This is a genomic window from Williamsia sp. 1135 (genome assembly GCF_002095395.1).
GTDB lineage: Bacteria > Actinomycetota > Actinomycetes > Mycobacteriales > Mycobacteriaceae > Williamsia.
Genome location: NZ_MJEI01000095.1, coordinates 102,589 through 121,433 on the forward strand (window position 1 = coordinate 102,589; position 18,845 = coordinate 121,433).

General features: G+C 66.1%; 20 protein-coding genes. 2 read left to right on the forward strand and 18 right to left on the reverse strand.

Annotated elements, in window-relative coordinates; genetic code table 11:
• Positions 1-89: 89 nt before the first annotated feature.
• Positions 90-2,105 carry an acyl-CoA dehydrogenase gene (locus BFL43_RS15230; protein ID WP_084893355.1) on the forward strand — a complete coding sequence of 672 codons (2,016 nt, stop codon included), beginning with the start codon at positions 90-92 and terminating at the stop codon, positions 2,103-2,105.
• An 84-nt stretch (positions 2,106-2,189) separates the two neighbouring features.
• On the opposite strand, the gene BFL43_RS15235 is transcribed toward BFL43_RS15230, so the two are convergent.
• The 10 genes from BFL43_RS15235 to BFL43_RS15280 all read right to left on the reverse strand — a co-directional run bounded on the left by BFL43_RS15235 (position 2,190) and on the right by BFL43_RS15280 (position 10,868).
• Positions 2,190-2,747: a hypothetical protein gene (locus BFL43_RS15235; protein WP_084893356.1), complete on the reverse strand. Its 558-nt coding sequence runs from the start codon at positions 2,745-2,747 to the stop codon at positions 2,190-2,192.
• Complete coding sequence (locus BFL43_RS15240; protein WP_084893357.1) at positions 2,744-3,139, reverse strand: hypothetical protein; 396 nt, start codon at positions 3,137-3,139, stop codon at positions 2,744-2,746. Before BFL43_RS15240 ends, BFL43_RS15235 begins: the two co-directional genes overlap by 4 nt.
• Positions 3,136-3,927, reverse strand: a complete 792-nt coding sequence (locus BFL43_RS15245) for a hypothetical protein (RefSeq protein ID WP_143695337.1) — start codon at positions 3,925-3,927, stop codon at positions 3,136-3,138. The genes BFL43_RS15240 and BFL43_RS15245 overlap by 4 nt, the downstream gene beginning before the upstream one ends.
• A 79-nt stretch (positions 3,928-4,006) precedes the next feature.
• Positions 4,007-4,558, reverse strand: a complete 552-nt coding sequence (locus BFL43_RS15250) for a hypothetical protein (RefSeq protein WP_084893359.1) — start codon at positions 4,556-4,558, stop codon at positions 4,007-4,009.
• 71 nt (positions 4,559-4,629) lie between these two features.
• Complete coding sequence (gene hemB, locus BFL43_RS15255; protein WP_084893360.1) at positions 4,630-5,625, reverse strand: porphobilinogen synthase; 996 nt, start codon at positions 5,623-5,625, stop codon at positions 4,630-4,632.
• A 10-nt stretch (positions 5,626-5,635) separates the two neighbouring features.
• The gene (locus BFL43_RS15260; RefSeq protein ID WP_084893361.1) at positions 5,636-7,324 is read right to left on the reverse strand and encodes a bifunctional uroporphyrinogen-III C-methyltransferase/uroporphyrinogen-III synthase; all 1,689 of its coding nucleotides are present in this window, start codon (positions 7,322-7,324) and stop codon (positions 5,636-5,638) included.
• Between the two features lie 45 nt (positions 7,325-7,369).
• Positions 7,370-8,305 (reverse strand): hydroxymethylbilane synthase, encoded by a 936-nt coding sequence (gene hemC, locus BFL43_RS15265; RefSeq protein WP_084893362.1) that lies wholly within the window; start codon positions 8,303-8,305, stop codon positions 7,370-7,372.
• A gap of 6 nt (positions 8,306-8,311) precedes the next feature.
• A complete protein-coding gene (locus BFL43_RS15270; protein WP_084893363.1) occupies positions 8,312-9,658 on the reverse strand; it encodes a glutamyl-tRNA reductase in 1,347 nt (448 codons plus the stop codon).
• Entirely contained in the window at positions 9,655-10,446 is a 792-nt protein-coding gene (locus tag BFL43_RS15275; protein WP_240498286.1) for a redox-sensing transcriptional repressor Rex, read from the reverse strand. The genes BFL43_RS15270 and BFL43_RS15275 overlap by 4 nt, the downstream gene beginning before the upstream one ends.
• Positions 10,447-10,610: 164 nt before the next feature.
• Positions 10,611-10,868: a glutaredoxin family protein gene (locus tag BFL43_RS15280; RefSeq protein WP_206186679.1), complete on the reverse strand. Its 258-nt coding sequence runs from the start codon at positions 10,866-10,868 to the stop codon at positions 10,611-10,613.
• Positions 10,869-11,066: 198 nt separating this feature from the next.
• Here BFL43_RS15280 and BFL43_RS15285 point away from each other — a divergent pair, with 198 nt between their 5' ends.
• Positions 11,067-12,281, forward strand: a complete 1,215-nt coding sequence (locus BFL43_RS15285) for an HAD-IB family hydrolase (RefSeq protein WP_240498287.1) — start codon at positions 11,067-11,069, stop codon at positions 12,279-12,281.
• Positions 12,282-12,370: 89 nt separating this feature from the next.
• On the opposite strand, the gene BFL43_RS15290 is transcribed toward BFL43_RS15285, so the two are convergent.
• The 8 genes from BFL43_RS15290 to BFL43_RS15325 all read right to left on the reverse strand — a co-directional run bounded on the left by BFL43_RS15290 (position 12,371) and on the right by BFL43_RS15325 (position 18,840).
• A complete protein-coding gene (locus BFL43_RS15290; RefSeq protein ID WP_084893367.1) occupies positions 12,371-12,925 on the reverse strand; it encodes a hypothetical protein in 555 nt (184 codons plus the stop codon).
• Between the two features lie 13 nt (positions 12,926-12,938).
• On the reverse strand, positions 12,939-14,075 hold the full coding sequence (locus BFL43_RS15295) for a lysophospholipid acyltransferase family protein (RefSeq protein WP_084893368.1): 1,137 nt from the start codon (positions 14,073-14,075) through the stop codon (positions 12,939-12,941).
• Positions 14,076-14,211: 136 nt separating this feature from the next.
• A complete protein-coding gene (locus BFL43_RS15300) occupies positions 14,212-15,273 on the reverse strand; it encodes an NAD-dependent epimerase/dehydratase family protein (RefSeq protein WP_084893369.1) in 1,062 nt (353 codons plus the stop codon).
• A gap of 129 nt (positions 15,274-15,402) precedes the next feature.
• Positions 15,403-15,504 carry an AURKAIP1/COX24 domain-containing protein gene (locus tag BFL43_RS15305; RefSeq protein ID WP_003402602.1) on the reverse strand — a complete coding sequence of 34 codons (102 nt, stop codon included), beginning with the start codon at positions 15,502-15,504 and terminating at the stop codon, positions 15,403-15,405.
• A 220-nt stretch (positions 15,505-15,724) separates the two neighbouring features.
• Positions 15,725-15,940: a helix-turn-helix domain-containing protein gene (locus BFL43_RS15310; protein WP_084837273.1), complete on the reverse strand. Its 216-nt coding sequence runs from the start codon at positions 15,938-15,940 to the stop codon at positions 15,725-15,727.
• Between the two features lie 217 nt (positions 15,941-16,157).
• A complete protein-coding gene (gene proC / locus BFL43_RS15315) occupies positions 16,158-16,994 on the reverse strand; it encodes a pyrroline-5-carboxylate reductase (RefSeq protein WP_084893370.1) in 837 nt (278 codons plus the stop codon).
• An 80-nt stretch (positions 16,995-17,074) separates the two neighbouring features.
• Positions 17,075-17,923: a thioesterase family protein gene (locus BFL43_RS15320; protein ID WP_084893406.1), complete on the reverse strand. Its 849-nt coding sequence runs from the start codon at positions 17,921-17,923 to the stop codon at positions 17,075-17,077.
• Positions 17,924-17,943: 20 nt separating this feature from the next.
• Complete coding sequence (locus BFL43_RS15325) at positions 17,944-18,840, reverse strand: sugar phosphate isomerase/epimerase (protein WP_084893371.1); 897 nt, start codon at positions 18,838-18,840, stop codon at positions 17,944-17,946.
• Between the last annotated feature and the right edge of the window lie 5 nt (positions 18,841-18,845).

Here is an 18,845-nt window from a genome sequence, read left to right on the forward strand (position 1 = left end):
AGGCGTTGCCGTAACCCAACCTACTGAGTGTGACGCGTATCTACACGTATCCGGGGTTGCGGCACGAAGCGCTGGGTATTCTCGAATCTATGACTGCCATCGAAGCCAGTTCCGCCGATCTGCCCGCTCCCGGTGAACCAGATGCCCTGACGAGTGCGACACCTGACGACGACCGCGAGCTGCTGATCGACAATCTGCGGATTGCGCTCGACGGCCGCTGGCGCACCACCCGTGAGACGGTGCGTGGGCAGCTCAATCACGCCGAATTCCTTCCCGATCCGTCCCGGACGCTGGACGAGGCGCGGGCCCGCATGTTGGAGCTCATGAAAGAGCTGACCTCGCACGGGTTCCCGCGGTCCGGTTTCCTGGAAAAGCACGGTGGCACGGGCGACATCGGTGCATCGATCAGCGCGATCGAGCTCCTCGGCTACGCGGATCTGTCCCTGATGGTCAAGGCGGGCGTCCAGTGGGGACTGTTCGGTGGCGCCGTCGAGAACCTCGGCACCGCACGGCACCACGAGACCCTGGTGCCGGGCCTCATCGACCTCGACCTGCTCGGCTGCTTCGCGATGACGGAGACCGGACACGGCTCCAACGTGCAGGCGCTGCAGACCACCGGTACCTACGACGCCGCGACCGGCGAGTTCGTCATCCACTCCGAATCCCATCTCGCCCGCAAGGACTACATCGGTGGCGCTGCCCAGCACGCCAAGGTCGGCGCGGTGTTCGCGCAGTTGGTCACCGGCGGCCCCGGAGAAGAGCCGACCAGTCGCGGCGTCCACTGCTTTGTGGTGCCGCTGCGTGACGACGAGGGCAACGACCTTCCCGGCGTGACCACGAGCGACGACGGATACAAGGGCGGCCTGGCCGGGGTCGACAACGGGCGCATCGAGTTCGATCATGTCCGGATCCCGCGGGAGAACCTGCTCAACCGCTACGCCGATGTCGCGGAAGACGGCACCTACAGCTCGCCGATCGAAAACGAGAACCGGCGCTTCTTCACCATGCTCGGCACCCTCATCCGCGGCCGCGTCAGCGTCGCCGCCACGGCAGGCGCCGCAGGCCGCAAAGCCCTGACGATCGCCACGCGATACGGGCTGGTGCGCAAGCAGTTCGAGTCCCCCGACTCCACCGACGAGATCACCATCATGGACTACCTGGGTCATCAGCGAAAACTGCTGCCCCTCATCGCAAAGTCCTATGCGTTGACGTTCGCGCAGAACGAGATCATCGAAGAACTGCACGAACTCCAGTCCGCGGAGGATCTCGACGAGGATCGTCAGCGTCAACTCGAGAGCGCCGCAGCCGGATTGAAGGCGATGACCACCTGGCACGCGTCCAACACGATCAACGTGTGTCGCGAAGCGTGCGGCGGTGCCGGATATCTCGATGAGAACCAGCTCTCGATCATGCGCGGTGACATCGATGTGTTCACCACATTCGAAGGCGACAACACCGTCCTGACCCAGCTGGTGGCGAAAGAGTTGCTGTCGGCGTACGCCCAGGATGTACGCGGACTGAACACCGTCGGCTGGGCACGGTTCATCGCCGGGATGGCGCGCGACGTCATCCTCGAGAAGTCCGCCGTCCGCCAGGTGGTGCAAACCCTGATCGACGGCTCCGACGAAGATCCCGAGCAATCCGATCTCACCAATCGCGGCACGCAGATCCGGCTGTTCCGTAACCGCGAAGACCACCTCGTCCGCACGTGCGCGAACCGCCTACGACGGGCGACCGAGAACGACAACGACCCCTTCGAGGTGTTCAACGGCGCCCAGGATCACCTGCTCAAGGTCGGCTCCGCGCACACCGAACGTGTGGTGCTCGAGGCGTTCGTCGATGCGATCGACCGCTGCGACAGCAAGGCGGGCACCGAACTACTCGGCAAGGTGTGCGACCTGTTCGTGTACTCGGCCCTCGATGACGACCTCGACTGGTTCCTCATGCACCGGCACGTGTCGGTGGAACGCGCCAAGGCCATCCGCCGCGGCGTGAACGAACTGTGCCGCGACCTGCGGCCACATGCCCGCACCCTGGTCGACGCCTTTGCTGTGCCGGAGAGCTTGCTCAAAACGGTGATGATCCCGGACCAGGAAGCACAATAAATTCACACCCACGCAAAAGCACATCGTTCAGTCATAGGCACACGTTGCAACGTGTGCAAATGACTGAACGGTGTGCTTTTGTCGTCAGTCGTCGTCGGGGTGCGGGGCGCGTTTTCTGGGGCCGAGGCCTAGCTCTATCGCTTGATGGGCCTGTGTGAGCTCGGAGCGGAAGTGGTCGACGTCCCGGGCCCAGGCCTGAGCCAGCTTGCCGTTGGTCATCTTGATCCCGACGCCTTTGCGACGGCGGGGGACCGCCGACAGTTCACCGAGTGCGGGCGCACTCTCCCACTTCTGGGGTTCGGGGCTGTTGTTCTCGGGAAAGACCTCGGTGATCTCGTCGAGCAGAATCGTCTGCGCACCTTGGCGTAGCGACCGCTCGGTCAGCATCATGCTCACGTGGGTCCTGGCTGCGTAGACCTGCACCAGCGAGAACCCGCCGATGACGAGGGCGAACACGAGCAGCGCGGGCCAATGGAGCCTGCCGCCGCCGATGATTTCGGTGATCAACACGATCAGACACAGCACCGGACCGATGGCAACCACCCACCACGCGCCACCCGACTCGGCGTAGAGGACCTCGCCCTCGTCCACGCTCTCGTCGTCGGCGACGACGTCATCGTCGTCCGGGTACTCCTCGCTCATTTCTCGGTGAACCACGGTTCCGCCGAGGGCCGGTAGGCCATCATCGACCCGACGAGGGCGAAGAGGCTGAACAGCAGCGGCGCCGCGGCGACCTGGGCCACCAGCAGCGACGCCAGCACTCCGAGCGCGACCAGCATCAGGGTGAAGACGGCCAACGCCGACCGCCAGCGCGGGTCACCGGGAAAAGCCTTGCGCGCGAGCACGATCAGACCAGCGCCGATGGCAGCGAAGAACACACCGAATATGACGAACCCTGCGCCGCTTGCGACCAGACTCACGATGATGATGGCCACGCCGTAGAGCACCAACAGAACGCCCGCGGCCATCCACAGCCAATAGGCCCTGGTGACAAGCTTCGGGGGGACCGCCGGATCGACGGGCGTAGCGCTCACTTGCGTTCTCCTGTGTCGGACTCGTTCTGGGAGTTCTGGGAGTTCTGGGAGTTCTGGGAGTTCTGGGGGCCCGGCTGCTGATACTGCTGCGGCGGATACCCGGGCTGACCGTACTGCGGATACTGCGGGTGTTGACCGGTACTCGGATACTGCCCCGAGTTCTGACCCGGATACTGCCCCGGCGGTGGATAACCGCCGACCGGGGGATAACCGCCGGGCGAGTAGATCGATGTCGGCCGTTTCTTCTCGGCCCGCCACGCGGCCATGTCCTTGCAGTACTGATCGGAGTCGCGGTGCAGGAGCAGCACCCCGGCGCCCAGCGCGCCGACACCACCGATCACCGTGGGGATCATCGTCCAGTGGTCTGCCCCTGCGACGAAGAATGCGTAGACGGTCTGCACCACCAGGTAGAAGCTGATGAACCCGAGGCCGAGCCTGGCCCAGTTCCGTCCCGAGCGCGCGAACCAGGTCAGCGTCCCGCAGATGCCGCCGATCATCACGATCGAGATCACGATCACCATGGTGACGACCAGACCGTAAGAGACCGGCTGGCCCTGACGCGCCATGTCATCGCGGATCTGATCGATCTGATCGGAGGCCATCGTGAACTGACCGCACACGGCCACGATCTGCGCGATGATCACCAGGACCCACAGCTCGGTGGCGATCGCGAGAGAACTGGCGAGTGGCGGCTTCTCTACCTGCTGCGACCGGTCCGGCGCCGGAACGCCGCCCGGCTGCGGCGCGCCATAGGGATCTCGGCCATAAGGCGGCGGGGTCACGGACATGAGCACCAGCCTAGTGGCACCGACCCGAACGCCTCGAGTTGTCTCCCGGCGATCGGCCGGCCATCGACGGCCGACCCGACTACCGATCCCCCGACGAGTCGATCTGCATCCGGTGGTCGCAGATCCAGTCCCGGTAGGCCACCACATCGACCCCGAGGATCGTCGCACTGACCTCCACGGGCACCCCTTCGCCTGCCAGCAGCCGCATCAGGGGAAACCAACCGGACTGGTGCAAGGGCGGATCGGCGACAAGTTCTTTGGCGCGGAGGCGGACCGTGCTCTCAAAAGCACGCATCAAACTGTCGCAGTCGTCGACAGGCTCCGCGGGTCGGCGTCCGGCTCCGCGCGCTCGCGCCTCTGAGCTGCTCAGCTCCTGGCGGGAACGCTCCACGCGCTCCGCGGTCTCCGCCTCGAAGACCCGGACCGGCTGATCCCCGGCCAGCCAACGCCGAAAGTCTGCCGCATCGAATTCCAGGACCGCCGCCGACGCCTCCAGCGGGATACCGTCGTCGCGAAGCTGTTTCACGAAGCGGTACAGGTCATCTCGCGTCGCGATGTCACCTTGCGCGCTCCACCGACGCCTGATCGAGCGTGAGAAGACGTGCTCGACCCGATTTGATCCATCCGACACGGCAGTTCCCCCAGAACCCCATTCGCATCATCAGCCCCCACCAATGAACGATCACCAATCATCTGTGACGTTCAATGTAGCGCAGCCGCGACCTCGTGGGCCCAATATGTGAGCACGATGTCAGCTCCGGCGCGCCGGATACCGAGTAGGGACTCGAGGATCGCCGCATCGCGATCGATCCAGCCACGCTCGGCGGCGGCGGTGATCATCGCGTACTCCCCCGAGATCTGATAAGCCGCAACCGGTACATCGGCCGCGTCCGCGACCCTGCGCAGCACGTCGAGGTACGACATCGCCGGCTTGACCATCACCATGTCGGCGCCCTCGGCGAGGTCCAGGGCCAGCTCCCGCATGGACTCGCGCGCATTGGCCGGGTCCTGCTGATAGGTCTTTCGATCACCCTGCAGCGACGAACCGACGGCTTCACGGAACGGGCCGTAGAAGGCCGAGGAGTACTTGGCTGTGTAGGCGAGGATCGCGGTGTCGGAGAACCCGGCGGTGTCGAGAGCCGCCCGGATCACCCCGACCTGGGCATCCATCATGCCGCTGGGTCCGACGACGTGTGCCCCGGACCGGGCCTGGACCACAGCCATCTCGGCGTAGCGCTCCAGGGTGGCGTCGTTGTCGACGACGCCGTCGTCGCGCAGGACCCCACAGTGCCCGTGGTCGGTGAACTCGTCGAGGCAGGTGTCGGCCATGATCACCGTCGAGTCACCGAGATCGGAGCGCAGATCCCGCAGAGCGGCGTTGAGCACCCCATCGGGATCGGTACCCGCACTGCCGACGGCGTCCTTGTCGGCGGCAGCCGGGACACCGAACAGCATCAGGCCGCCGACACCCGCGGCAACAGCGTCACCCGCCGCACGCCGCAACGACTCCCGCGTGTGCTGGACGACGCCTGGCATCGAGCTGATCGGCCTCGGCTCGTCGATTCCATCGGCGACGAACATCGGCAACACCAGATGCCGTGGCTCGAGCGATGTCTCGGCAACCAGCCGGCGCATCGCCGGAGTGCTGCGAAGTCGCCTGGGACGATCGAAAGGCGGGCGGCCTGAAGGTGCGGTCATACCCGCCAGCCTACGAGCGCGACCGACGAGCCTTCTTACGCGGCGGAGGCAAGGCACCCTCGGCGCGCAGCCGGGCGGCGTGCTCGGCGAGCGCGTCGACCAGTTCCGGCACCGACGCGTTCTCCGGCCGCACGTCGACCCGGAGGCCGAACTCGGTGGCCGTCTCGGCGGTCTTCGGTCCGATGCAGGCGACGATCGTGCGCGCATGCGGCTTGCCGGCGATGCCGACCAGGTTGCGGACGGTCGAGCTCGAGGTGAAGCAGACCGCGTCGAACCCGCCGGTCTTGATCATCTCGCGGGTCTCGGCGGGCGGCGGCGCGGCGCGGACCGTGCGGTACGCGGTGACGTCGTCGATCTCCCAGCCGCGGCCGCGCAGGCCCTCGGACAGGGTCTCGGTGGCGATGTCGGCGCGCGGCAACAGGATCCGGTTCACCGGGTCGAAGACGTCGTCGTACGGCGGGAAATCCTCGAGCAGTCCCAGTGAGGACTGCTCACCCGAGGGCAGCAGTTCTGGGTTGATACCGAAACCGCGGACCTTTTCTGCGGTGGCCTCACCGACGCAGGCGATCTTGACGCCGCTGAAAGCACGTGCGTCCAAACCGAATTCGGCGAACTTGTCCCAGACGGCACGCACCGCATTGGTGGAGGTGAAGACGACCCACTGGTAGCGACCGTCGACCAGACCCTTGACAGCGCGTTCCATCTGCGCGGGACTGCGAGGGGGCTCGACCGCGATCGTCGGAACCTCCATCGGGATGGCGCCGTGCGTGACGAGCCGATCCGACATGTCGCCGGCCTGATCCTTGGTGCGGGGCACGAGCACGGTCCAGCCGTACAGGGCCCGCGACTCCCACCAGCTGAGCTTGCCGCGCTGCGTGACGACCTTGCCGATGGTGACGATCAGCGGCCCGGTCAGGGCGCTGCCGCTCTCGTTCAGGGTGGCCAGCGTCGCCTCGATGGTGCGCTGCTGGCAGGTGGTGCCGTTGACGGTGATCGCTGCAGGCGTCTGCGCGGCCAGGCCGTGCTCGGTCAGCGCACTGGCGGTCTCGGCCAGGTGGCCCGACGTCGCGTGCAGGACCAGCGGTCCGGGCGCGGCGGCCAGGGCCGCCCAGTCGACCTCTCCACGGACATCTGCCTCGGTGTGCCCCGAGCCCAGCGGCATACCCGCGTAACTCGGCACAGCGGCCGTGGCGGGTAGTCCGGGGATGACCTCGAACTGCACCTGGGTGCGGGCGACGGCGTTGACCTCGGCGAGGACCGAATCCGTGGTCAACGGGTCGCCTGCGACGAGCCGGACCACGTCCTCACCCTCGCGGGCGGTCGCGACCAGCGTCTTGGCCACCTCGTTCGGATCGCCCAGTGCCGGACGCACATTGCTCAGCGGCTCATCCGCGACGGGGGCATCGGAGGCGGGGGTGTCGTGTTCACCACCCTGCTGATCGGAGCCGTCTGCCGCGGCGCTAGGGTCTTGTTTGCTCGGTTTGACAGTCCGCGAGGAACCGGTCCTCGACTCGGCCTGCTGCCCGGGTTTGACACCGATCTGGTCGACGACCGCGGACGGCACGTCGGGATCGATGAACACCGTGACGGCGTTCTCGATCGCGGTGCGTGCGCGGACGGTCAACAATCCCGGGTCGCCGGGGCCTGCCCCGACAAAGAGAATGCGACCAGGGGTAACGGCCTTTTTGGTACGGCTCATGCTCAGCACTCCTGCCCCGTGGGGCTGTAGCTCGGCCCGCTGGCTCTAGAGGAGCTCTTTTGCTCCCTGATCCAGCAGTTCTGCGGCAAGTTCTCGGCCGAGTTCGGTCGCTCGTTCGGTCGGACCCACCACCGAGGCCTTGATCGCGTCCGAACCATCTTCGGCAACGACCGTCGCGCGGAGCGACAGCTCGGTGAATATGCGTCCGTCCTCATCGATCGACTCGACCACCTCGGCCAAAGCACCGATCGGTGCCGTGCATCCGGCCTCGAGGGCCGCAAGCACAGCACGTTCGGCGTCAATCGCCGCACGGGTGGACGGATCGTCCAACTCGGCGAGAATGCTCACCAGTTGGGCATCGTCTGCGCGGCACTCCACGGCCAAGGCGCCCTGTGCAGGCGCCGGTAGCATCTGAACCGGATCCAACGCTTCGGCGACCTCATCGGTCCGTCCGATTCGTACGAGTCCGGCCCGGGCTACTACCACCGCGTCGAGTTCCCCGCTGGCGACTTTGCCCAACCGAGAATCAAGGTTGCCTCGTAGGGGGCGGATTTCCAAACCGAGACCCAATGCTCTAAGCTGCGCTGCCCGTCGCGGCGCGGAGGTACCGACCGTGGCGCCCGGCAGCAGCTCACCGAGCACTTTTCCGCCCGCGGCGACGAGTGCGTCACGTGGATCCTCACGGGGCGGGATGGCGGCGATCTCGAGGCCGGGCTCGGGTGCGGTCGGCAGGTCTTTGTACGAGTGCACCGCCACGTCGACCTCGCGGCTGGTCAGCGCCTGACGGATCGCGGTCGTGAAGACACCGACCCCGATCTGCTGGACCGGGGCCGCCGACAGGTCGCCGGCGGTCTTGATGATGACGAGTTCGGCCGGGTGTCCGGCGGCGATCAGGGCGTCGCGGACGGTGCCGGCCTGGGTGGTGGCCAGCAAGGAACCACGGGTGCCGATCCGGATCGGATTCGGACTGGACTCACTCAATTGCTGCTACCGGGCCTTTCCATGGGTGTCGGTCTCGCCGAGACCGACCTCGGGCGCGGACACCGATTCCGCCGCACCGGGTTTGAGTTCAAAGAGTTCGCGCAGGGCCTCGGCGTAATGATCGCCCTGTGGGGTGCTGGCGAGTTGTTTCACGCGCACGGTCGGCGCGTGCAGGAGCTTGTCGACGACGCGCCGCACGGTCTTGGCGACCTCGTCGCGCTGAGGGTCGTCGAGACCGGGGAGCCGGCTCTCCAGACGCAGCATCTCGGCCTGCACCACCTCGGCCGCCCGTTGCCGCAGTGCCGTCACGGTGGGCGTCACCTCGGCCTGGCGCTGATGCGTGAGGTAGTCGGCGAGCTCTGCCAGCACGATGTCGCGCGCCGCGACCTCGTCGGCGTCGGCCGCTTTGGTGCCCTCATCGCCGCGCAGACCCTCGATGTCGATGATGTGCACATCGGGTAGCCGCCCGGCCGCAGGATCGACGTTGCGGGGCAATCCGAGGTCGCAGATGACCAGCGGCCCCGGAGCGGTCCGCCTGGCGAGTGCCGAATGCACCTCGCCGACGCCGACCACGGTGCCGATGGTGCCCGTACAGGTGACGAGGACGTCGGCGCCGGCCAGTGCGTCCGTCAGTTCGTCCATCTCGACCGCGCGGGCGTTCACGCCGTGATTCTTGGTGACATTGGCCGCGAGGTGCTGCGCCTTCTCGAACGTCCGGTTCACCACCATGAGGTCGGTGACACCTGCCCTGGCGAGGTGCGCAGCAGCGAGTCCGCCCATGGCACCCGCACCGAACACGACGGCCGAACCGATGTCACCGCCGAGGACGCCCTTGGCGCGCTCGAGGGACACGGACACCACCGAGGCGCCCGCACGATCGAGACCGGTCTCACTGTGGACCCGCTTGCCCACCCGCAGCGCCTGCTGAGCCAACTCGTGCAGCACCCGGCCTGCCGAGCGGTTGGCATCGGCGCTGGCATACGACGACCGGATCTGGCCCAGGATCTGCTGTTCGCCGACGACCATCGAGTCCAGGCCCGCGGCGACCGAGAACAGATGCTCCACCACGGCCTCGGAGTACCGGACATAGGCGTATTTGGTCATCTCGTTGACCGTCATGCCTGAATGCCTGCCCATCACCTCGCCCACCGCCTCGAGCGCGGGGTGGAAGGCGTCGACCACGGCATAGACCTCGACGCGGTTGCAGGTGGAGACGATCATCGCCTCGCTGATCTGCGGGCTGTCGAGTAGATCCTCGATCAGCTTCGGGCGATCGGTGTCGGTGACGGCGAGCCGCTCGAGTATCGGCACCGGCGCGCTGCGGTGCGAGATGCCGAACAGGAAGATACTCACACGCCCACCGACCTTTGTTTCGATTGCGTCCGACCGCCTGGGGTCGAATTACGCTGCACAACTTGAGCTTCCGCGCTATGCCTGCGCGTCGCGTTGAACGCCATCACCTGCAACTCCAGAGCGAAGTCGACCGGCCTGACGTAGACGTGCTCGGGCACCCGGGGTGCCACGCACGTGAAATTGAGGATCTGCTGCACCCCGGCGGCGACGAAGCTGTCGCACGTGATCTGGGCGTTCTCATCCGATGTCGCCAGCACCGCGATCTCGACGCGATGCTCCGCACAGATCGCCGGGATCTCCGCGAGCCCGCGGACCTGGAGTTCACCTTCGGCGGCGGCGATGGACGTGCCGACCAACTGCGGGTCGGCTTCGACCATGGCGACGATCTTGATGCCGCGGCGATCGAAGCCCACGCGGTTGATGAGGGCCTTACCGAGATGACCGGCACCGGCGAGCACCACGTTGTGGTTGTGCTCGACACCGAGCGCCAACGCGATGCGGGCGACGAGGCGGCTGACGTCGTAACCGACGCCGCGCACTCCACCCGAACCGACGTGGGAGAGGTCTTTTCGAAGAATTGCGGAGTTCACACCGGCGGCGGCTGCGAGTTGTCCGGACGAGACGACCATGGCGCCGGTTTCGCTCATGGAACGCAACACGTGCAGGTAGGTGGCGAGCCGGGCAACGGCAGCGCTCGGGATGTCGGGCTGTGGGCCACCGGCCGAACCCGAGTTCCCCTTGTCTCCCGCATCTGCAGGACTCTTCCCCATGCCGACCGTCTTCCTCATTGGGCGCCACCGTCCGCGGCTCTGCAGACCCAAGTTTCTGCGGGTCGCGGAGCAGGCGTGATGCTTGCGAAAAGCACCGCGAACGCACTGACTCGCGCTATCACGTTACCGCTTGTGAATCGATTCACAAACTCGGCCCCCCGATTTCTGTTCATCCGTCTGGACTACTGTCCAGATGACGCCTGCAAATCGGCTCGCAACCTGGGGATATCGACTTCCCAGTAGCTGTGCTCACGACCATCGAGAAGAATGACCGGCAACCGATCGCCGAACTCGGCGCGTACGCCCGGGTCGGTGTCCGCGATGGCATCGACGTCGATTTCCTCGAACTCGACCGCGAAGTCGGCGATGAGCGGGTCGAGGTCGGCGCGGGCCTGGGCGCAGGCGGTGCACCCCTCCCTGGTGAGCAACGTGATCATCACCCAGCCAGTCTGACAGGCACGCCCGCGTGGCTGACGGGCACGCCCGCGTGGCTGACGGGCACGCCCGCGTGGCTGACGGGCACGCCCGCGTGGGTGACAGGCACGCCCGCGTAAGTCACAGGGCACGCGCGCGGCGGGACCTCCGGTCATCACCCGGGCACCGACTACGCTGAACGAGACCCACAGGAGGCGATGCGAGTGACAAATACTCCGGGCGACGACAACGCCGGTGACGCAGACCGATCCCGCCTCGACGAACCCGAAGACCAGTTTGATCCTGCACTCGACGACGACGATCTCGTCGACGACGATTCACCGGATGACGATGCCCCGGACGACGACGCCCCAGACGGTGACGACCTCGACGGTGACGACCTCGACGGCGACGACCTCGACGACGAGGCAGCCGAAGTCCGGCCCGCGACCGCATCCGGCCCACTGTCACCCCTGACCAGCCGTGTCGGCAGGTTCCGCCAGTCCGCCGGGGAACTCCGTCAGTCTCTGGCGGGTGAGGCCAGCGCCCACGCCGCCTACGCAAAACTCCGGGAGCGTGCGCTGCCCGGCGGCGGCGACACCCTCATCGATCCGCGCCTGGAACAGGGCGATGCCGACGTGGACGAACCCGGCCGCCCCACCGTCGTACCGCCCGATCTCACCGCTGCCGCCTTTTTCGACGTCGACAACACCCTGGTCCAGGGGTCGTCGATGATCCACTTCGCCCGAGGTCTGGCCGCCCGGGACTACTTCAGCTACCGCGACATCATGGAGTTCGTCTGGGCGCAGGCGAAGTTCCGCATCACCGGACGCGAGAACTCCGAAGACGTCGCGCAGGGCCGGGAAAAGGCCCTCTCGTTCATCGCGGGCCGCTCCACCGCAGAGCTGGTCCGCGTGGGCGAGGAGATCTACGACGAGTTCATCGCCGACAAGATCTGGCCGGGGACCGCGGCGCTGGCCCAGATGCACATCGACGCAGGTCAGCAGGTATGGCTCGTCACCGCCACGCCAGTGGAACTGGCCCAGACCATCGCCGAGCGGCTCGGGTTGACCGGGGCGCTGGGCACGGTCGCCGAGAGCGTCGACGGGGTTTTCACCGGACGACTGGTCGGCGACCTGCTGCACGGGCTCGGCAAGGCCCACGCGGTCCGGTCACTCGCGATCCGCGAGGGCTTGAATCTCAAACGCTGCACCGCCTACTCCGACTCCCACAACGACGTCCCGATGCTGTCGCTGGTCGGTACCGCCGTCGCGATCAATCCCGACACCGACCTGCGCGATGTCGCGCGCGTGCGCGGCTGGGAGGTCCGGGACTATCGAACGGCACGGAAGGCCGCGAAGATCGGCGTCCCGACGGCGGTGCTACTCGGCGCCGCAGGTGGCGGCGCTGCCGCAGCCGTCAAACACCTCCGCCGCTGACCCCCGGCCCTCCAATCCCGGAAATGGGTTGTTTTAGCGGATCTCACCTGGGCTTTTGTCGCCAAAACAACCCATCATCGGGGGGCGGGTCACCACTTGAACATGGGCAGCGGCGAGGTGGGGTGTTCGCGGGTGCGCCGGATCGTCAGGTTGATGAGTCTGCGGTGGAAGCCGTTGTCGGGCAACTCCTTCGAGACCGCCGAATAGCGGCGGCGCGGCACCCCGAAGCGAACGAGGCCGAAGCTGACGTCCATCGTGTCGGCGCGCCGGAACACCTCGATCGGCGACGCGGGCGGTCCTGCCCTGCGCACCTTGTGATGATCCGAGATCATCTCGGTGACAAGGGTTCTCAGGTCTCCCCGATCCTGCTCACGCAACCACTGCTGTGCCAAATCCACCGACGGCGGCAAGTAGTCGAAGGTGCCCGCCGACCAGATCCCGAGGTCGTGGAAGGCGGCCGCGGTCAGGTACTCCTCGGTCGTACTCGGGACGGGACTGTGCGGCGCGCGGAACGAGATCGCGTGCAACTCGTCGCAGAATGCCAGCACGCGCTGGACGTGATTGCGATAGGGGTCCCAATCGGCGCCGAGTACCTCACGCCACGGCGTCAGACGCCTGTCCACCTCCTCGACGACAGCGCTCATGCCCGGACCCCGGTCAGCCGAAGTAGACGCTGGAGCGGCGACTGAGCATCCGGAACAGGGTCTGCTGGATCTCCTCACGCACATGATCGGTGACGTCGAAGACAACCATCGGATCGTCGGCCGCCTGCTCGTCGAAGTGGTCGGTGGCGATCGGCGTCCCGAAATGGATCTGCCACTTCGACGGGAGCGGCACGAGGCCGAGCGGTCCGAGGAGGGGGAAGGTAGGGGTGACGGGGATGTAGGGCAGTCCGAGCAGGCGCGCGATGGGCTTGAGGTCGTTGAGCATCGGATAGATCTCCTCTGACCCCACGATCGAGACCGGGATGATCGGGACGCCCGCCCGCAAGGCGGTGGTCACGAAGCCACCACGTCCGAATCGCTGCAGCTTGTAGCGGTCTTTGTAGAGCTTGCCGATGCCCTTGAACCCTTCGGGCCAGACGGCGGTGAGCTCCCCGCCCCGCAACAGCCGCTGGGCGTCGGCGGTGCAGGCCAGGGTCGACCCCGTACGTCGGGCGACCTCGCTGATGAATGGCGTGTCGAAGGCCAGGTCTGCGGCGAGCACCCGCAGGTGGCGCCGATTCTGGTGATAGTCGTGTACCGCGACCGAGGTCATCAGGGCGTCGATCGGGATGGTGCCGGCATGGTTGGCGACGAGCAGCGCGCCGCCCTCAAGCGGGAGATTGTCGATCCCGCTCACATCCACGCGGAACCACTTGTCGAACAGCACGCGCATCGCGGGCAGCCAGACCGACTCGGTGAAGTGCGGGTCGAAGCCGAAGTCGTCGACCTCGTAGTCGCCGGTGACGCGCTGCCGCAGATATCCGGCCGCGCCGGTCAGGGTGTCGGCGAGCGCGTGGCGCACTCCATCGAGATTCAGGAAGGACGACGATGTCTTGGCTGCCTCGGCGTACCGGCCGGCCTCGATCTGGGCGCGGACGTCGTCGCTGATCAGGGTGACCGCGGCCTGGTCGAAATCATCGGTGTTCGGATGCCCGACCGAATTCTGCTGAGCCGCCGCCGATCTCGTCTGGGGTCCATAGCTTTGCGAAGGATGTCTGCGACGCGGCTGACCGTCCGGACCCGGCGAACTCGAATAGAGCTGGATCACTTTAGCCGTCCGTGCATCGGACGTCTGGTCCCGATTGGGCACCGCGCACACCTCCCTCAAGCCGAAGCCTGACTCCCCGCTCGTGATGCTTCTTGCGCACCCGCATCCTGATTGTCCCCGCCCCGGTGACCTCGCCGCCACTCGGCACCCTCAAAAATAGATCTTGACGGTCATTTTCTCACGTCAGTTGTTTCGCGGCCTGCCTCGTCCACTCCTCCATCCGGCGCCACGCCGCCGGAGAGACCACCGGCGCCAAGGGTTTTCGAGACAAGAAGTCGTCGAACGTCTCCATGCTCGTGTACCTCGGGCCGAAACCGAGTTCGGTGCGCATCCGCGTGGTGTCGAGTACGCGCCCGAACGTCAGGTAGTCGATCTGATCGAGCTGCATCGTGCTCACGCGCATTCCGCGATAGACGCCGGCGACCGTGCCCATCATCGACGACGGCACCGGCAACGCGATCCGCCCGGCCCGGCGCACTGCCTGACTCAGTGTCAGCACCCCGTCGCCCGCGACGTTGAAGATGCCGGACCGGCCGGCGAGCGTCGCGTGTTCGAGCACCGACAGGGCGTCCTCCTCGTGCAGGAACTGCAACCGCGGCTCGTGCCCGATGGCGACGGGGATGATCGTCGAGGAGAAATACTTGCTCATCCGGCTCGAGATCTGCGGACCGAGCATTGCGGTCAGACGCAGGATGGTGACGGCCATGTCCTGGCGGCGCCGTCCGAGACCGCGCGCATAACCCTCGACGTCGATCAGGTCCCGGGCATATCCACCGGTCGGTTCCCGGCGCGCGGAGGTGTCCTCCGAGAAGTGCGCGGGATCCGCCGAGCTCGCGCCATAGACCATGCCGGTCGAGCGCATCACGAATCGTTTGACTGTCGGGCTGCGCTGACATGCGGCGCACAACTGCATCGTCCCGATGACGTTGAACTCTTTGATCGCGGGCGAATGTCCGACGGTGTCCATCACCGATGTCGCGGCATGGACGACCGTGTCGACGCCCGCCTGGTCGATCACTTTCGCAATGGTGGGCCTGCGTATGTCGACGCGGAGGAACTCTGCGCGACCGAACCGCCGCAACATGTCTTTCGACGGAGCCAACGAATCCACCGCGATCACCCGCTCGACGGCAGGGTTCTGGGCGAGCCTCGTGGTCAGATACCCACCGAGGAACGTCGATGCACCGGTGACCAGAACCACCCGTGGCGTCTGCTGCACCACGCCCTCACCATCGACCATGGCGACCAGCGTACGGACTCGATCCCCGGTTCACCCAGTGAGACGGGGATTAGGGTTCCACCAATTCAAACCCGCGTCCTGACAAAACAAAACCCGCCGACAAGCGGCGGGTTCTGAGAAAAGAAAAACTCACTTACCGAGTTTCCTGCGCTGCACTCGCGTGCGACGCAGCAACTTGCGGTGCTTCTTCTTCGACATGCGCTTGCGGCGCTTCTTGATCACTGAACCCATCTGGGAACTTCCTCACGATCTGACCGGATGGTCCTACAGGTTTTGGCCGTCCACACAGGCTGGCTCACTTACTTCGCGCGCCAGAACACCGGCGAACGGGTCGACTACAAACCTTACCGCCCGGCGCACCGGTGACGAAATCGCCCGCTCGATCGGCCGACCGCGTGGTGCAGCCGACCTGCCGAACCCGGACAGATTCTGAGTTTGTCAGTCGGGATTTCTATCCGGCGTCGAAATAGGACGTCTCGAGATAGTCGTGCACTGCCTTGGCGTGCACGCGGAAGGATCGACCCACACGTACCGCGGGCAGTTCTCCGTTGTGTACCAGGCGGTACACGGTCATCTTCGAGACGCGCATCAGGGATGCGACCTCTGCGACGGTCAGGAACTGAGTTCCACCACCGGCGTTGTCACCTGGCTTACTTGCAGATGCCATGAAAATTTCATACCTCCGGGGCACGCGTCGCGGCCGCTCGGCTTCCCCTCCGGCGGACTCCAGACACGCACGTGCTCAGCGAAGCTTAGCGTGGCGGGTGGGGTTAAAGCGACGTGAGTGGGCAACTGATTCGGATTTCTTGCGGAATCAGGCCTTCCCGCCACCCGCCCCACCCGTTTTTGCGCCGTCCACCGGCAACGACAGGGGTGGCCGAAGCCTAGGACGACTCGATCCCCGACAGCACAACTCGCCCGATCGCCTCACTCTTCGCCGCGCTCGCGCGAACACCTTCGGCGACCGCGTGCCGCAGGCCGTGCTTTTCCATCTCCAGAAGCGCTGCGGCGGTCGTCCCGGCGGGCGAGGTGACCGCAGCCCGCAGATCGACCGGCGACAGTCCCGAGTCGGTCAGCAGAACGCCCGAACCCCGCACCGTCTGCGCCGCCAACTCGGTGGCAAGCGCACGCGTGAGCCCGAGCGAGACCCCGGCGTCGATCATCGCCTCGGCCACCAGGAACAGGTATGCCGGTCCCGACCCGGAGAGCGCGGTGATCGCATCGATCTGCTTTTCGGGCACGACGACGACCTTACCGACGGTCTCGAGCAGCGTGACGACAGTCGCGACGTGTTCCTCGGTCGCATAACGCCCACCGGTGACGCCGCTCATCGCCTCTCCCACGAGCATGGGGGTGTTCGGCATCACCCGCACCACGGGTGCACCGGCGGGCAGCGCGTTCTCGTATTTGGCGGTGGGGAGTCCACTGACGAGGGTGACTGTCAGGCGCTCGACCTCACCGACATCCTCGACGTCGGCGATCACGGCCAGGACCGCATCCACGTCGCCCGGCTTGATGGCCAGTACGACGATGTTCGCGCCCTCGACGGCGTCGGCGATGTCGGTCACCCGGACGCCGTACTCCTCGGTGAGCTCCTTGCCCCGGCTCGGCGACTTCTCCGCGATCACCAGGTCCTTGGTCGGTTTTCCGGATCCGATCAGGCCGGCGAGCAACGCCTCCCCGATGTTTCCACCGCCGATGATGGCGATTCGCTGGGTCATGAGTTCACTTTCTCGTTTCTGGAAGGTTCATTCGCAAGGGGAGGTCGTCAGCCCGACGCCGGTATCCCGACGGGTGCTTGTCAGCCCGACGCCGGTATCAACGCGAGCTGCCGGGTTTGCACGATGACGTCGCCCGCGGAGTCGATGACGAGATGATCTTCTTCGAACCACCCGTGCCCGACCTCGGCACTCGAGGCCTGGATACGTAGCCATCCCGGCGCCGGCAAGCGCCGCAGATACGTCGTCAGCTGAACGGTCGGCGCCCAGCCGAACAGATGCAGGTTCATCACGACCGGGGCGCTCAGATCGCCGCTCAGGACCGCGAACAGCCCATCGGTCACGCCCTCCTTCGGACGAGCCCACATCCGGAACACCGGGTCCGCCTTCTCCCCCTTGATGAAGGCGAGCGAGTCGGGCTCGATGGCCACGTCGATCGACGCCGACAGGTGCATGACGTCGCCCATGGGGCTCTGGTCGACCCAGATCACGTCGTCCGGGGGTTCGATCGGCAGCGCGGTCAACGGAGTGGGGGCGGAGAAGTGACCTTCGGTGTCGAGGGTGCCGATCGTCACTGTCGAGTGGATCAGGTTCCGGCCCTTCTGGTGGACCTCGACGTCCACGAGCGAGACAGTGCGACCACGCTTGCGGACCCACACCATGAGGGTGATCTCCGCCGGATCGGGGGCACCGAGGTAATTGGTGGAGATCGCCACTGGCGCGAGCCCGGTGGCGGGCGGTGCGCCCTCGGGGGCTGTGGCGATGAAACCCGCCAACGCCGCCTTCGCGGAGAGCATCTGGGTGGTCCCACCGTGAACCTTCGGCCCGATGGTGAACACGGGGTCGATCACAGCGGTGTATTCGATGTGATCCGGACCACTGGGACCGTCGGTCCGCAACGTGTTGAGTTGGTCGAGAGTGGGCGCAGACAACTTTCCGATGCTCCTGTAAGTCAAGGCCGCTCTAGGTGTGTACGTGCGAAATCCAGTGAGCGGGAAAGGATTTCGAGTCTTTCAGCTTTGGTGTTGACCGCGCTGCTGCTGACTTCCAGCACGGCCGAACCAGAGAAACCGCTATCGGCAAGACGGTTACACACTTGCACACACGGCTGCGACCCATCACCCGGGACCAGATGTTCGTCGACGGCCGCCCCCGACCCGTCCGTGAGGTGCAGGTGGCGCAGACCGGTGCCCATCCGGTCGAGCATCGCGAGGACGTCGACGCCCGACGTCGCGGCGTGTGAGATGTCGAGGGTGTAGTGCGCATAACCGTCGTCGGTGGGGTCGAAGGAGGTCGCGTACGCCGACACCGACGAACCCGGGCCCCCGCGCCTGCGCATCCGGTCGGCAGCGCCCTCGTACTTCCCGAAGAACCGATCGGTGCGGATAGGGAACATGTTCTCCACGGCCACCGCGACGTCGGAGTCCTCTTCCAGGGTCGCGACGAGCACAGAGAACTCACGCGCGTACCTGCGCTGCCACCGAAACGGCGGATGTACGACCACCGTGTCCGCGCCCAGGTCCTCGGCAGCGGTCACCGCCCGCGCCAGTTTCGCGATGGGGTCGCGGCCCCATATCCCCTGCGAGATCAGCAGACACGGCGCATGCACCGACAGCACAGGAAGGTGATAGCGGTCAGACAGCATCGCGACCCGATCGATGTCCTGGCTGACCGGCTCCGCCCACACCATCAGTTCGATGCCGTCATAGCCGAGTTCGTTGGCGTACTGAAAGGCCGCCTCGGTGTTCTGCGGGTAAACCGACGCCGTCGACAACCCGACGGCGATCTCACCACGAAGCGACTGATCCTGCGAAGCCGCCGCGGGGTCGTCCCGACCCTGTTCCGACACCGACT